This window comes from Enterovirga aerilata (assembly GCF_013044135.1).
GTDB classification, from domain to species: Bacteria; Pseudomonadota; Alphaproteobacteria; order Rhizobiales; family Beijerinckiaceae; genus Enterovirga; species Enterovirga aerilata.
Genome location: NZ_JABEPP010000003.1, coordinates 219,804 through 233,943, shown reverse-complemented (window position 1 = coordinate 233,943; position 14,140 = coordinate 219,804). Strand labels below are relative to the sequence as shown.

The window sequence follows — 14,140 nt, the reverse complement described above, 5'->3', positions numbered from 1 at the left end:
GCGAGTTCGCGTGGAGCGGCCGGGAGCGGAGGAGAGATGAGCGGAAGGAAAGACGGAGCGGAGGGCGAGAATCGTCCGGAATCCGTTGCGGCGACGCTGGGATGCTTCCTTGCCGGAACGCGGTCGCTGCCCGGCCCGCTCCGCCACCAGGGCAGGCGGGCCATCCTGAACGGTGTCGCGACGGCGTTGGGATCCGCGCGCGACGAGCCGGTGAAGCAGGCCGCCTCCGTGATGCAGGAGCTGGGCGGGGCCGGGATCGCGACCGTGCTCGGCCGCCCGGAGCGCCTCCGCCCCGCGGAGGCCGCCTTCGTGAACGCGATCGCGATGAACCTCCTCGACTTCGACGACACGCATCTGCCGACCATCATCCACCCGACCTCACCCGTCGCGCCGGTGGCGCTTGCTCTCGGGGAGCAGCTCGGATCGGGCGGGGCCGAGGTCCTCGCGGCCTTCGTGCTCGGCGCGGAGATCGCATGCCGCATCGGCAACATGGTATCGCCCGGCCATTACGCGCGGGGCTGGCACATCACCTCGACCTGCGGCACGTTCGGAGCGGCTGCCGCCGCCGCAAGACTCATGCGGCTCGACGGCGTCAGGAGCGCCCACGCGCTCGGCATCGCCTCGAGCCTTGCGGCGGGCAATATCGAGAACCTGCCGAGCGCGGGAAAGAACGCGAGCGTCGGCGTGGCCGCGCGGAACGGCATCCTGGCCGCCCATCTGGCGCGCGCCGGCTACGAGGCCGCGCCAACCGCGATCGAAGGGCCTCTCGGCTGGGCCCGTGCCTGCGGCGATGTCCCCGACGTGGAAGCGGGCCTGCGAGAGCTGGGCCGGTCCTGGGAGTTCGCGCTCGACGCCTTCAAGCCGTACCCTTGCGGCATCGTGTTCCACGCCGTGATCGATGCCTGCCTCGCGCTGCGCGAGCGGCACGCCATGGATCCTGGCTTGATCGAAGAGGTGGTGGTGAAAGGCGACGCGCTCCTCCTCGCCCGCGGGGACAGAGCGGTCGGGAACGCGCGCGATGCCCGCGTCAGCCTCCATCACGCCGCCGCCATCGGGCTCCTCCGCGGCGCTGCTGGCATGCGCGAGTTCGAGGCGGATTGCGTGGAGGCGCCCGAGATCGTGGCATTCCGGGCAAAGGTCAGAGGCGAGATCGATCCCGGGCTGCCGCCCGGCGCGGCGACCGTCGAGGCGCGGCTGAAGGACGGACGAACCGTCTCATGGACGGTGCTGCACGCCCGGGGCAGCGCCGAGCGACCCCTGAGCGATGCCGATCTGGAGAGCAAGGCTCGGATGGCGGTCGCAGCCGGAGGCACGGGCTGCGACGCCGAGCGGATCATCGAGGCCCTCTGGCGCCTGGACGATGTCGCTGACATCGGGCCGCTTATGCGAACGACGCGTCCGCCGGGCGCCACGGTCCTCTGAGGAACGCCGGAGCCGGCCCGCCTGCCGGCTCCGGAACAAGTCTTTCGCCTATTTCTTCTTGGTCGCCGCCGCTTTGCTCTTGGCCGGCGCTGTCGGAGCCGGAGCCGCGGCAGCCTTCTTGGCGGGAGCAGCCTTAGCCTTGGTCGTGGATTTTGCTGCGGGGGCCGCTTCTTTCTTCGCGGCCGCCGCTGCTGGTTTCTTGGCCATCGCAGTAAATCCCCTGTTGCTGCGGGATTTCAGCTTCACTGAGTCGCCGGAACTGAGTCGATGACCCGTCAACTGTCCGCCTGTGGACAACTCTCAGAATTTGCGATCCGGCAATTCTTCTTCAGGTCGTGAGGCAGGCTTCCAGGCGATCGACCGAGCTGAGGACGTGGTGACGGGCCGTGACCGGATCTCCCTTGCCGTGAAGGGATGTCAGGAAGCCGAGGCTCGCATCCCGGACCGCCTCGGTCGCGTCCGTCAAAGCCGGCATCGTCGGCAACTCGATCGCCAGGGCCTGCAAATGTCCGCCGATCGTCGCCGCCACCATGCGGGAGTTTTCGCGTCCTGCGAGGTTTAGGATCCGCCTGAGGCTCGACACGCGATCGATCCCGGGCGCTTTGACGAAGGCTGGGGAAGTCGTCGTCACGAGCTTGAGTCTCCGCTGCATTCTGCGCGGGGATAACCTCTTGCCGCTTTGGTTAACGCCTCGTTAACTCGCCCCCATTCTGGTGAGGTCGTCTTAACCCTACCGAAGCGCAACGCCGCGCATGATGGAGCGAGACATGGCGGCCTTCATATGCACGGCATGCGGAACGCAGCATGCGCCGTCCGGGAGCCCGCCGGCAGCCTGCCCGATCTGCACGGACGAACGGCAATACGTGCCGTTCTCCGGCCAGGGCTGGACGACGCTCGACCGGCTCCGGCTCGGCCACATGCCGACCTTCCGGGACGATTGCGGGATCCTCGGCATCGGCATGAGCCCGCATTTCGCGATCGGCCAGCGTGCGCTGCTGGTCCGCACGCCGCACGGGAACGTGCTGTGGGACTGCATCAGCCTGGTGGATGACGTGATGGTGGAGTTGATCCGGGGGATCGGCGGGCTCACGGCGCTCGCGATCTCGCATCCCCACTACTACACAACCATGGTCGAGTGGAGCCACGCCTTCGGGGGCATTCCGGTGCACCTGCACGCCGCCGATCGGCAGTGGGTGATGCGACCGGATCCATGCCTCGACTTCTGGGACGGCGAGGCAAAGGCGATAGGCTCCGGCCTCACTCTCGTTCGCGCCGGCGGCCACTATGCCGGCGGAACGGTGCTCCACTGGGCCGATAGTGCGGGGGGCCGCGGCGCGCTGCTTTCGGGAGACATCCTCCAGGTTGTAGCCGACCGGAAGCATGTCGGCTTCATGCGGAGCTATCCGAACTTCATCCCGCTCGGAGCCGCCGCAGTTCTGGCCATCCGCGACCGGATCGCCCCCTATCCGTTCGATGCGGTGTACGGAGCATTCTGGCACGCCGTAATCCCGCAGGACGGGAAGCAGCGGGTCCAGGCCTCGGTCGAGCGGCATATCGCCTCGCTGGAGCGCCCGGAGGAATAAGCACCCTCCGACGCTAAGACGCGCGGCCGGGACCCTGCGCTGTCAGGCGGCTTTGCGGCGGCCGCCCCGCTTCTGCGCGGGGGCAGGCTTGGCGCGTGGACGGCCGAGACCGAGCGCCTTGGCGAGTTCCGACCGCTGCTTGGCGTAGCTGGGGGCGACCATCGGATAGTCTGGGGGAAGGCCCCATTTCCGCCGGTACTGCTCCGGCGTAAGCCCGCGCCCGGCAAGATGGCGCTTCAGCGACTTGTACTGCCGTCCGTCCTCAAGGCTGATCAGGTAATCGGGCGTGATCGATTTCTTGATCGAGACGGGGGGAACCGGCTTCTCGGCAGGAGCTTCTGGCCGGCGCGTGCCGAGGTCGGTAAGTGCGCCATGCACGGATGCGATGAGCTTCGGCAAATCCGCGATGGTGACCGCGTTATTCGCCACGAAAGCCGCGACGATATCGGCCGTAAGCTCGGTGTACTCAGGGGAAATGGTTTGTTCTTGCTCGTTCATACTGGCCTCCTGCCGACACGCTTGGAGCGCATGTGATCCGCGCGAGTAAATACGTCAAGCGAATAAGAGCCGCTTTCCGCTTTATGCTTGCGAGCGCGTTTCCTTATTGCGGTTCCAAGGAGAAGACACCCGCCAATTCCGCGCGCCGGGCACTCGAGAGCGGCGACGGCCGGATGAGGACCGCAGCGCCGGTACGCCGTCCCGACGCTTGCGGCCCGTGCGGCCGTTCCTAAGTGAGCCTCGTCTTCACCACCGGGGAAACGAGGATGGCGCTCCTCCGCCGCGCTCCGCTTCTTGCCACGCTGATCGCGATGCTGCTCGCGAACCTGGACGCGCGGGCGATCGAGGGAGGCGCATTCGCGCGGGCGAGGGATCCGCTCGCGCGCGCCACGGTTGCGGTCGGCACCCTGGTGGATGGCGGCGAGGCGATCGGGTTCAACCGCTGCTCCGGCGTGCTGATCGCGCCGGACCTCGTCCTGACGGCCGCCCACTGCGTGCGGGGCAGCCCGCTTGCGGCCGCGGTCGTGTTCTTCGACGGGCCGCGCCCGGTACGACCGCCGCTGCGGGTTGCAGCCGTCGCCCGCTACGCCGTGCTGGCCGACGAAGTCCCGCGCGAATACGTCACCCGCCTGTCCGAACTGTCGCTCGACACCGCCGTCCTGAAGCTCGAGCGCCCGGTCAGCCGCCGCCGGCCCATCACGGTCGAGCGCGAGCCCGAGAGCATTCCGCTGCGCCTCCGCCTCGCCGGCGCAGGGCTCTCTGCCGAAGGGACCGGCATCCTGAAGACGGCCCAGTTGCGGCCCATCGCGGTCACGAATAGCGGCCTTACGATCGCGCGCGCGATCGGCGCCCTCGTATGCCAGGGCGATTCCGGCGGACCGGTCATCGCCGAAGGCCGCGGCGGAACGCGTGTCTGGGGCGTGGCGAGCGCCGTCATCACCCGCGAGCCGCCCTGCGGCGACACCGTGATCATCGCGCCGGCCAACCCGGCCGCCTGGTAGCCGGGTTTCCGCACCCGGCGCGGCGCGCTACTGCGACCTGCTGTCTCCAGGAGCGCCGATGACCCTCACGGTCCCTCAAGCCAATGCCATGCTCGATGAGCTCTTCGCGCCCTGGGTGCGCGACCTGCGGCTCACGGTCGAGCGCGTCGAACTCGGGGCGGCGACGCTGCGCATGCCTTTCGACCCGCGGCTCGCGCGGGTGGGCGGAACCGTCTGCGGTCAGGCACTGATGGCGCTGGCGGATACCGCGATGGTCTTCGTGATCTCGAGCGCGCTCGGCGGTTTCAAGCCGATGACGACCGTGAACCAGAGCACGAACTTCATGCGCGCGATCGCCGGCAGGGACGTGATCGCGGAGGGGCGCATCCTCCGCCTCGGCCGCACCATGGCCTTCGGGGAAGTGTTCCTGCGGCCGGAGGGTGACGACGCACCGTCCGCCCACGTCGCGAGCGCCTACGCGCTGGTCGGGGAGCCTCCGAAGACGCCGGCCGCCCCGCCCTCACCTCACTGACCCAGCAGCGCAGCGCGGACGCGCTCCGGGCGCTCCATCGGCAGGAAATGTGTCGTGCCCGGGACGGTCTCGACCATCATCCCGGACGCGAGCGGCCGCGTGACGGCGCAGGTGCTGCCCTTCTCGGCCCTGATGATGCGGACGGGGCACCGGAGCTTTCGCAGCGCGCCCCAGACGTCGTGCGCATGGCTCAGGAAGTTCGAGGCTTCCCAGGCCGGCGCGCAGGCGAGCTCGACCCCGCCCGCCGGAGCGACCCTGAACCCGTCCGCGACATAGTCGGCGAGCTGCTCGGGCCGCCATGTCCGGAAGGCGCCGCGTCCCGTATACGCAGCGAGCGCCGCCTCGCGGGACGGAAACGACGCCTTGCGGCGCAGCGCGCCCTCGGCAAGCGAGCGAAGGTCCTTGAAGCGCCGGGCCGGAATGCCGAACCGGAGCGCCATCGTCACCGGCCACGGCAGGATCACAGGGTCGAACAGGACAAGCCGGCGCACCCGGTCGGGCCTCTGCACGGCCGCGAGAACCGACGCCGTGCCGCCCATCGAATGGCCCGCGAGCGTGACGGGCGGGCCATCAAGGCGGTCGAGTATCGCGACGAGATCGGCCGCAAGATCGTCCCAGCTCCGGCGCCCGGAGCGAGGCTCCGCCGGCAGCGTGGTCCGGCCATGACCGCGCTGGTCGACGGCCAGGATGCGCCGCTCGGACGCAAGCGGCTCCAGGATCGTCCGGTAGGTGCGGCCATTGAAGCCGTTGGCGTGGAGAAAGATCAGGTCCAGCGACCCCTCGGCCGGGCCGAACTCGATCGCCGAGAGGCGGCCGCCCTCCGCATCGCCGATGTCGAATGTCCGTCGCCTGAGCCTGGCCTCGGGCTCGGCAAGATCGCCGTGTGTCATCGCTTCGTGTCCTGCCCGGCTCTTCGGCGGAACCTGCCGATAACCGCGTCCCGCACCGTCCAGCACGGATAACCGGTCTGCTCCGCCGGCGCAGCTCAGGCCGCCGCCACCACGGGAAGCGGAGGCGCGCTGTCCGAAACCTGGACCATGTGCCCTGGCGAGACCTCGCGATAGAGCCGCTCGGGCGGCACGTAGTCGAGCGGCCGGATCGGGCTCTTCAGCTCCTCGTTGGACAGGCGGTGCTTTTCGCGCCGTCTCGCCGGGTCCGGAACGGGCACCGCCTCCAGCAGGCGCCGCGTGTAGGAATGCTGCGGGTTGCCGAAGATCTCCGCGCGCGGCCCGATCTCGACGATCTCGCCGAGATACATGACGGCGACCCGATGGCTGACCCGTTCGACGACGGCCATGTCGTGCGAGATGAAGAGATAGGCGAGCTTCATCCCCGCCTGGAGCTCGAGCATCAGGTTGACGACCTGCGCCTTCACCGAGACGTCGAGCGCGGAGACCGACTCGTCCGCCACGATCAGCCGCGGCCGGACTGCGAGCGCGCGCGCGATGCAGATGCGCTGCCGCTGCCCACCGGAGAATTCGTGCGGGAAGCGGCCCGCCATGTCGGGCGAGAGCCCGACGCGACGGAGCAGCTCCGCAGTCTTTTCGCGCGCCTCCGCACGGCTCGCGAGCCTGTTGATGACGAGCGGCTCGGCGATGGCGGCGCCGACCGTCATGCGCGGGTCGAGGCTCGCGAACGGATCCTGGAAGATCATCTGCATCTTCCGGCGCCGCTCGCGCAGTTCGCGTTCCCCGAGCGCCATGATGTCCTCCCCGTCGAGGAGCACGGAGCCCGATAGCGGCTCGATGAGCCGCATCACGGAGCGGCCTGTCGTGGACTTGCCGCAGCCGGATTCGCCCACGAGCGCGAGCGTCTCGCCCTGGCGGAGGTCGAAGGAGACCTTCTCGACCGCGTGAACCCGCCCGCGCGCCCGGCCCAGAAGGCCGCCGCGGATTTCGAACCGGGTGGTGAGGTCCTGCACCTCGAGCACCGGGCGTTCGGCGCGGGCGACGGTGTCCGGTATCTCCTCCGGCGGCGCCGGCAGGCCGGTGGTGCGGTCGATCTTCGGGAACGGCACCGGATGGGGATGCCCGGCCATGGATCCGAGCCGCGGCACGGCCGAGAGGAGCATGCGGGTATAGGGATGGGCGGGCCGCGCGAAGATGTCCGCCGTCGTGCCTGTCTCGACCGCCTCGCCGCCATACATGACGACCGTCCGGTCCGCGATTTCGGCCACGACACCCATGTCGTGCGTGATGAAGAGGACGGACATGCCTTCCTCTTCCTGGAGCAGCTTGATCAGTTCCAGGATCTGGGCCTGGATGGTCACGTCGAGGGCGGTCGTCGGCTCGTCGGCGATGAGCAGCTTCGGCCGGCAGGCGAGCGCCATGGCGATCATGACGCGCTGGCGCATGCCGCCCGAGAAGCGGTGCGGATAATCGTGGATCCGCGACGTCGCGGCCGGAATCCGGACCTTGTCGAGGAGGCGGACCGTCTCGGCTTCGGCCTCGGCGCGCGACATGCCGCGATGCAGGATAAGCGCCTCCGCGATCTGGAAGCCGATGGTGAGAACCGGGTTCAGGCTCGTCATCGGCTCCTGGAAGATCATCGCGATCTCGTCGCCGCGCACCTGGCGCATCGCGGCGTCCGGGAGCTGGAGGAGATCGCGGCCGCCGAGGATCACGCTGCCGGTGATGCGGCTCGAATCGCGCGGGGTAAGCCGCATGAGCGAGAGCGCCGTGACGCTCTTGCCCGAGCCTGACTCGCCGACCAGCGCCACCGTCTCCTTCGGGCCGATCGTGAAGGAGACGCTGCGCACGACCTCGCGCCACCGTCTCTCGACGCGGAACGCGGTAGAGAGCTTGTCGACGGACAGGACGGGATGTGTCGTCATGGCCCCTGTCACATGACCCGGCGCGGGTCGAAGGCATCGCGCAGGCCGTCACCGATGAAGTTGATGGACAGCACGGTCAGGAAGATCGCCGCCCCCGGGAACAGCGCCCAGTGCGGCGCGACGTCGAGATGGTCCTTGGCGTCGAAGAGGAGGCGGCCCCAGGTCGGGATATCGGGCGGAAACCCGAGCCCCAGGAAGGACAGCGTCGATTCCGCGATGATGGCGGCAGAGACCTCGATCGTGCCGGCGACGATGACCGGGCCGATCGCGTTGGGCAGGATGTGGCGCACGACGAGGCGCCACCTGGACGCGCCCATCGCACGCACCGCCTCGACGAACTCCTTCTCGCGCAGAGACAGGAACTGGGCGCGGACGAGGCGCGCGACCGGCATCCAGCGCAGGCCGCCGATCACCACGACGATCATGATGAAGACGCCCCCCTCGACCCCGAAGACCGCCTTCAGCTCGTCGCGGAAAAGATAGATGACGAGAAGAAGGAGCGGCAGCTGCGGCAGGGAGAGGAACAGGTCCGTCACCCACATGAGGACCGGGTCGAGATAGCGCCGCGACATGCCGGCGATCGCCCCGATCACGGTCCCGACCACCGTCGCCACGAGCATGGCGGCGAAGCCGACCGCGAGCGATATCCGCCCGCCATACATCATGCGGGCCAGCAGATCCTGCCCGAGATCGTCCGTGCCGAAGGGATGGTCCGCGGACGGGGTCGCGAGCCGCGCCGAGAAATCGATCTCGTCGATGGGAACCGGCCAGAGAAGGGGACCGACCAGGACGCCGGCAACCAGGATGGCGAGGACACCCGTGCTCGCCATGGCGAGCCTGTGCCGGCGGAAGCGCCGCCACGTCTCCCGCCCGGGCGGGACGGCAGGGTCGACGGCGGTCGACGGCTCGGCGGCGAGCGCCGGCTCAGCCGAACGAGATGCGAGGGTCGAGCCAGCCATACAGCAGGTCCGCGATGAGATTGAACAGGACGACGAGGCAGGCGAACACGAAGGTGACTGCCATGATGACGGGCGTGTCGTTGGCCAGCATCGCGCTGATAAGGAGGGAGCCGATCCCGGGAACGCGGAAGATCTGCTCGGTCACGATCGCTCCGCCGAATACCGCCGGCATCTGCAGGGCGACGAGCGTCACGACCGGGATGAGCGCGTTGCGCGAGACGTGGCGGAGAGTCACCGTCCTCTCGTCGAGGCCCTTGGCGCGGGCCGTCGTCACGTAGTCGAGCCGCGCGACGTCGAGGACGGAGGAGCGGACATAGCGCGTGTAGGAGGCGGCCTGGAAGAAGCCGAGCACCATGATCGGCATGATGGCCTGGCGCAGATGCTCCCAGTACCAGCGCCAGCCCTCGGCCGAGATGTCCGACCGGTAGACGAAGGGCAGCCAATCGAGCTGGATGGAGAACAGCAGGATGAAGAGGAGGCCGGTGAAGAAGGTCGGGAGCGAGAAGCCGACGAAGGCGAGCGTGTTCGCGATCTGGTCGAAGACGGAATAGGGCCGCATCGCCGCGTAGATGCCGATGGGCAGGGCGATCGCGAGCGCCAGGATCTGCGACGAGCCGATGACGAAGAGCGTGACGGGCACGCGCTGCAGGATCAGCTGGTCCACGTCGATTCGGCTGGCGAAGGAGAACCCCCAGTCGCCCTGCGCCATCGCGGCCAGCCAGCGCAGGTAGCGCACCATCACGGGATCGTCGATGCCGAACTTGGCCCGGAGCGCGGTGCGCACCTCGGGCGGCACGTTGGGGTTGGTGGCGAGTTCCTCGAAGGGATCGCCCGGCGCCAGGGCCAGCACGGTGAACAGCACCAGGCTGATGCCGAGAAGGCTCGGGATCGCGATGAGGAAACGGCGCAGCAGATAGGTCGCCATCAGCCCGTGCTCGTCAGAGAATCGGCTTCGGACTGGCCCGGCACCGCGCGGCCATCGAACGCGCGGTGCCAGCCATCAGGTGCGGTACCAGGCGGCGATGTTCCAGGTATCCACGTCCCAGCCCGAGTGGTCGAACATGAGATTGCTCGCGCCGGCCGCGACGCGCGTCCGCGACAGGAGCGGCAGGATCACGTGGGCCTCGCAGAATATCTCGTTGACCTTGATCAGCAGGGCTGCCCGCTTGACCGGATCGAGCTCCTTCTGGGCAGCCCGGTAGGCTTCGTCCGCCGCAGGGTCCGAGTAACGGGACACGTTGCGGCCGAGCCACTTGTTCTCCTTGTTGGCGATCTCCCAGGAGACGAACTGGTTGAGGAAGCGCTCGGGGTCGGGCTGCGGCTGGGTCGTCGTGTACATCTCCATGTCGCAGTAGAGCTTCGTGTAGGTATCCGGATTGGCGACGTCGGAGGAGAAGAACACCGACGCGGTGACCGACTTCAACTCGAGGTCGATGCCCGCTCTCTGGCAGGCCTGCTTGATGATGGCCTGCGTCTTCTGGCGCGGCGCGTTGATCGAGGTCTGGAAGACGTATTTGAGCTTCTTGCCGTCCTTCTCGCGGATGCCGTCCGAGCCGCGCTTGTAACCGGCGTCGTCGAGGATCTTGTTCGCCTTCTCGATGCTGAACTCGTATTTCAGCTTCTGCGACTTGAACCGCGGCGGCTGGTTCACGAAGCTCGCCGTGGCCGTGCCGCCGCGCCCGTAGATGAACTTCTGGATCGAGTCGCGGTCGATCAGCAGGTTGATCGCCTCGCGCACCTTCGGGTCCGACAGCGTCGGATGCTTCGTCTTGACGCTGGAGCGCTCCCCGTCGACCTCCGTCCAGGGGTCGGTCGTGTTCAGGATGATGAACTCGATGTCGCCCGAAACCACCGTGCTGACCCGGCCGCGGCCGCCCGTCTCCATGCGCTTGAGGACGTCGTCCTCGACCTGCAGGTTCCAGGCATAATCGTACTCGCCGGTCTGCAGCACCGCGCGCGCGGCGGAGACGGCGTCGCCGCCGCCCTTCACCTCGAGCCGGTCGAAGAAGGGCTGGTTCGGGACGTGGTAATCCGGGTTGCGCTCGCCGGTCAGGACGTCGCCCGGCTTGAAGTCGACGAACTTGTACGGCCCGGTGCCGACGGGCTTGAGGTTGGCCGGCGCCTCGCGCGACTTCGCCCCCTTGTACTCGCCGAAATGGTGCTTCGGCAGGATCTGGCCGGTGACGCCCACGAAGGGGTCGGCCCAGAACGGGGTGGGCTCCCTGAAGGTGATCTTGACCGTATGGTCGTCGATCTTCTCGACCTTGATGTTGGTGTACGCACCCGTCGTGAAGGCGGCCGTGGCAGGGTCGGCGGCGTATTCGGCGGTGAAGACGACGTCGTCGGCCGTGAAGGGCTTGCCGTCATGCCACTTCACGTTCCGCTTCAGCTTCCAGGTCACCTCCCGGCCGTCGGCCGAGAGGCCGCCGTTCTCCCGGCTCGGCACCTCCGCGGCCAGTTGCGGGATGAGGTTGCCCTCCTTGTCCCAGCCGGCGAGCGGCTCGAAGAAGATGCGCGAGGCGATCTGATCCTTTGTGCCGCTCGCGAAATGCGGGTTGAGCAGGGTGGGCGCCTGCCAGAGCAGCACCTTGAGAAGGCCGCCGCCGCCGGCCTTGGTCGGCTTGTAGGGCAGTGTGGCATCCGCGAAGGCGACGCCGGAATGGGCCAGCATCATCCCAGCCATGGGGGCGGTCAGCCCGAGCGCCAGCATCCGCCGCACGAAACCGCGCCTGGACAGCCGGCCCTCGGCCACCTCGGCGATCAGATCTCGAAGCTCGTGCTCGGTCATGCGAACCCCTCCGCTCGTTTGTGGCGGTCGGCACCGATCGCCGCCTCCAAGCGGCGCCCGTGTCGCAAGGCTCGCGCCAGCCTCCTCGGCATCGGCCGGGGGCCGGACGGCGCCGGCAGGCGGGCTTTCGGGAGGCGCTGCCTGTGCTCGTCCCTCCTTGTTGCGCGAGCAGGCTAGCCGGGGGCCTCGCCGACCACAACAGGAAGTCGAGCCGGGGCGGCCTGCACATCGCCCGATGCCGCCCGGCGAACATCCGATCTTAAAGGTCAGATCTTTGTTGCGCCGGCGCCGCCGACGTGCCAGCTTTGGACCGATCCGCCGCAGAGCGGGCACCAGGGAGGATGGTCATGCCGAGGCATGGCACGCGCGCGCCGCGAGGGCCCGCTTCTCATCGGTTTCCGGCACCCTTTCATCGGGCCGCGTGATGCAGCCCGCCATCGGCACGCGTCCGGGCAGCAAGCCCGGCAAGATCGGCAGGGTGGTCGCTACGCTCGGCGGCGGCATCGCGCGCGGCGAATTCCCGCCCGGCGCGCCCCTGCCCCCGGAGCACGACCTGGAGACCCGCTACGGCGCGAGCCGCGGCGTGGTGCGCGAGGCGGTCAAGATCCTGGCCACCAAGGGCCTCGTGACGGTCCGCCCGCGCTACGGCACGCATGTGCTGCCCCGGCGCGACTGGAGCCTGCTCGACCGCGACGTGCTGCAATGGATCCGGGCCGGCGGGATCGACCGCGAATTGCTGGTCGCGCTCGACGAAACGAGACGCATCATCGAGCCGGGCGCCGCGGCGCTCGCGGCCGAACGCGCCGGGCCGGAGGACAAGGCGCGCATCCGTGCGGCCTATCTCCGGATGGAGGAGACGGTGGCCGAGCACGAGGCCGCGATCGAGGCCGACAAGGCCTTCCACCTCGCGATCCTCGACGCCACCCACAACCCGGTGCTCGGCAGCTTCCGGACCGGGATCGACGCGATCCTCAGCGCCGTGTTCGACGTCGCGGCTCCGCTCCTCGAAGGCAACCTGCCGAACCACCTCGCCGTGCTCGAGGCGATCGAGGCGGGCGAACCCGAGCGGGCGCGCGAGTGGATGAACCGCCTCCTGAACCGCACCCGCGACGCCCTCGCGGCCGGCGAACAGGCAGGGGAGAGCGCCGCCGCATGAGCGGGACACGGACATATCTCCCCGACCTGTTCGCGGACCGCTCGGTCCTGGTGACGGGCGGCACGAGCGGCATCGGGCTCGCCTGCGCACGCGCCTTCCGGGATGTCGGCGCCGCCGTGACCGCGACGGGCGCTACCGGGCCCGAGCGGGACCGCGTGCAGGCCGAGGCCGCGAATGCCGGGATCGCCTTCCAGGTCCTGGACGTGCGCGACCCGGCCGCGATCGAGGCCGCCGTCGCTGCGCTTCCGGCGATCGACGTGCTCGTGAACGCGGCCGGCATGATCCGGCGCGACGCGGAGCACGACCCGGAGGTCTTCGCCGACGTCGTCGCCGTGAACCTCACCGGGACGATGCGGGTCTCCTCCGCTGCGAAGCCGAAGCTCGCGGCATCCGGCGGCTCCGTCGTGAACGTCGCCTCCATGCTGACCTTCTTCGGCGGGCCGCGCCAGCCGGGCTACAGCGCCTCAAAGGGAGGGGTCGGGCAGCTCACGAAGAGCCTGGCGGCAGCCTGGGCGAAGGATGGCGTGCGGGTGAACGCGGTGGCGCCCGGCTGGATCGCGACCCCCCTCACCCAGGCGCTGCAGGACGACCCGGAGCGGGCTGCCCCGATCATCGCCCGCACGCCCATGGGCCGCTGGGGCACGCCCGACGAGGTGGCCGATGCCGTCCTCTTCCTCGCCTCGCCCGCCGCCCGCTTCGTCACCGGCGCGATCCTCGCGGTCGACGGCGGCTATCTCACGATCTGACCGGAGCATTGCCATGTCCGAAGCTCCCGCAAATCCGAAATGGGTCCCCTACCGCCACCCGCAGCCGAAGGAATCCCCGCCGGAACTGGTCGTCCCCAATGCGATCCCGACGGACGAGCGCATCTGGGTGCCGGTCGAGGAGAACGTCTGGTTCCGGCCGCTGCTGATGTGCGTATCGCGCGGCTACTGGATGAACCTTCTCAAGGTGAGGAAGTCCGGCGTGCTTTCCCGCCACCGGCATCCTCTTCCCGTCCACGGCTTCGTGCTCAAGGGCGAATGGCGCTATCTCGAGCACGACTGGGTGGCGACCGAAGGCGGCTATGTCTACGAGGCGCCGGGCGAGACCCATACCCTCGTGGTCGACCCGCATGTGGAGGAGATGATCACGCTGTTCCAGGTGAACGGCGCGATGATCTATGTCGACCCGGACGGCAAGACGACCGGCTACGACGACGTCTTCACCCGCATCGACAAGTGCCGGGCCCACTACACGAAGAACGGGCTAGGCGGGGACTATATCGACCAGTTCATCCGATGAGGTGATCCGGATGGGCGCTGGCAATCACCTCGTCATCCTGAGGAGCCCGCGCAGCGGGCGTTTCGGAGGACGCATTGCCGTTCCGCGTGCGTCGAGACGGCGCGT

15 protein-coding genes are annotated in these 14,140 nt (G+C 68.8%); 7 read left to right on the top strand and 8 right to left on the bottom strand.

Translation table 11 applies throughout. The annotated features are described in order from the left end of the window. Window positions 1-36: 36 nt before the first annotated feature. Window positions 37-1,422, top strand: coding sequence for an MmgE/PrpD family protein (locus HJG44_RS11130; RefSeq protein WP_171218443.1), 1,386 nt, complete (start codon window positions 37-39; stop codon window positions 1,420-1,422). A 48-nt stretch (window positions 1,423-1,470) separates the two neighbouring features. On the opposite strand, the gene HJG44_RS11125 is transcribed toward HJG44_RS11130, so the two are convergent. After that, window positions 1,471-1,668 (bottom strand): hypothetical protein, encoded by a 198-nt coding sequence (locus HJG44_RS11125; RefSeq protein ID WP_171218229.1) that lies wholly within the window; start codon window positions 1,666-1,668, stop codon window positions 1,471-1,473. An 82-nt stretch (window positions 1,669-1,750) separates the two neighbouring features. Beyond that, window positions 1,751-2,053 carry a hypothetical protein gene (locus tag HJG44_RS11120; RefSeq protein WP_171218442.1) on the bottom strand — a complete coding sequence of 101 codons (303 nt, stop codon included), beginning with the start codon at window positions 2,051-2,053 and terminating at the stop codon, window positions 1,751-1,753. Window positions 2,054-2,189: 136 nt separating this feature from the next. On the opposite strand from HJG44_RS11120, the gene HJG44_RS11115 reads away from it, so the two are divergent. Beyond that, the gene (locus tag HJG44_RS11115; protein WP_171218441.1) at window positions 2,190-3,005 is read left to right on the top strand and encodes an MBL fold metallo-hydrolase; all 816 of its coding nucleotides are present in this window, start codon (window positions 2,190-2,192) and stop codon (window positions 3,003-3,005) included. Between the two features lie 42 nt (window positions 3,006-3,047). Here HJG44_RS11115 and HJG44_RS11110 read toward each other — a convergent pair whose 3' ends face one another. Next, window positions 3,048-3,503: a Ros/MucR family transcriptional regulator gene (locus HJG44_RS11110; RefSeq protein ID WP_171218440.1), complete on the bottom strand. Its 456-nt coding sequence runs from the start codon at window positions 3,501-3,503 to the stop codon at window positions 3,048-3,050. 266 nt (window positions 3,504-3,769) lie between these two features. Here HJG44_RS11110 and HJG44_RS11105 point away from each other — a divergent pair, with 266 nt between their 5' ends. Then, on the top strand, window positions 3,770-4,504 hold the full coding sequence (locus tag HJG44_RS11105; protein WP_171218439.1) for a trypsin-like serine protease: 735 nt from the start codon (window positions 3,770-3,772) through the stop codon (window positions 4,502-4,504). 58 nt (window positions 4,505-4,562) lie between these two features. Further along, the gene (locus HJG44_RS11100; RefSeq protein ID WP_171218438.1) at window positions 4,563-5,015 is read left to right on the top strand and encodes a PaaI family thioesterase; all 453 of its coding nucleotides are present in this window, start codon (window positions 4,563-4,565) and stop codon (window positions 5,013-5,015) included. Here HJG44_RS11100 and HJG44_RS11095 read toward each other — a convergent pair. The 5 genes from HJG44_RS11095 to HJG44_RS11075 all read right to left on the bottom strand — a co-directional run bounded on the left by HJG44_RS11095 (window position 5,009) and on the right by HJG44_RS11075 (window position 11,595). Beyond that, complete coding sequence (locus HJG44_RS11095) at window positions 5,009-5,905, bottom strand: alpha/beta fold hydrolase (RefSeq protein ID WP_171218437.1); 897 nt, start codon at window positions 5,903-5,905, stop codon at window positions 5,009-5,011. The two genes, HJG44_RS11100 and HJG44_RS11095, sit on opposite strands and share 7 nt — an antisense overlap. Before the next feature lie 95 nt (window positions 5,906-6,000). Further along, the gene (locus tag HJG44_RS11090; RefSeq protein ID WP_171218436.1) at window positions 6,001-7,848 is read right to left on the bottom strand and encodes an ABC transporter ATP-binding protein; all 1,848 of its coding nucleotides are present in this window, start codon (window positions 7,846-7,848) and stop codon (window positions 6,001-6,003) included. An 8-nt stretch (window positions 7,849-7,856) separates the two neighbouring features. Further along, window positions 7,857-8,807 carry an ABC transporter permease gene (locus tag HJG44_RS11085; protein ID WP_171218435.1) on the bottom strand — a complete coding sequence of 317 codons (951 nt, stop codon included), beginning with the start codon at window positions 8,805-8,807 and terminating at the stop codon, window positions 7,857-7,859. Continuing rightward, on the bottom strand, window positions 8,773-9,732 hold the full coding sequence (locus tag HJG44_RS11080; protein ID WP_171218434.1) for an ABC transporter permease: 960 nt from the start codon (window positions 9,730-9,732) through the stop codon (window positions 8,773-8,775). Before HJG44_RS11080 ends, HJG44_RS11085 begins: the two co-directional genes overlap by 35 nt. Window positions 9,733-9,807: 75 nt before the next feature. Next, a complete protein-coding gene (locus tag HJG44_RS11075; RefSeq protein ID WP_171218433.1) occupies window positions 9,808-11,595 on the bottom strand; it encodes a peptide ABC transporter substrate-binding protein in 1,788 nt (595 codons plus the stop codon). Window positions 11,596-12,019: 424 nt separating this feature from the next. On the opposite strand from HJG44_RS11075, the gene HJG44_RS11070 reads away from it, so the two are divergent. The 3 genes from HJG44_RS11070 to HJG44_RS11060 are packed head-to-tail and all read left to right on the top strand — an operon-like array spanning window position 12,020 to window position 14,035. Next, a complete protein-coding gene (locus tag HJG44_RS11070) occupies window positions 12,020-12,751 on the top strand; it encodes a FadR/GntR family transcriptional regulator (RefSeq protein WP_171218432.1) in 732 nt (243 codons plus the stop codon). Continuing rightward, window positions 12,748-13,497 (top strand): SDR family NAD(P)-dependent oxidoreductase, encoded by a 750-nt coding sequence (locus HJG44_RS11065; RefSeq protein ID WP_171218431.1) that lies wholly within the window; start codon window positions 12,748-12,750, stop codon window positions 13,495-13,497. Before HJG44_RS11070 ends, HJG44_RS11065 begins: the two co-directional genes overlap by 4 nt. A gap of 13 nt (window positions 13,498-13,510) precedes the next feature. Then, window positions 13,511-14,035: a 2,4'-dihydroxyacetophenone dioxygenase family protein gene (locus tag HJG44_RS11060; protein WP_171218430.1), complete on the top strand. Its 525-nt coding sequence runs from the start codon at window positions 13,511-13,513 to the stop codon at window positions 14,033-14,035. Window positions 14,036-14,140 lie beyond the last annotated feature (105 nt).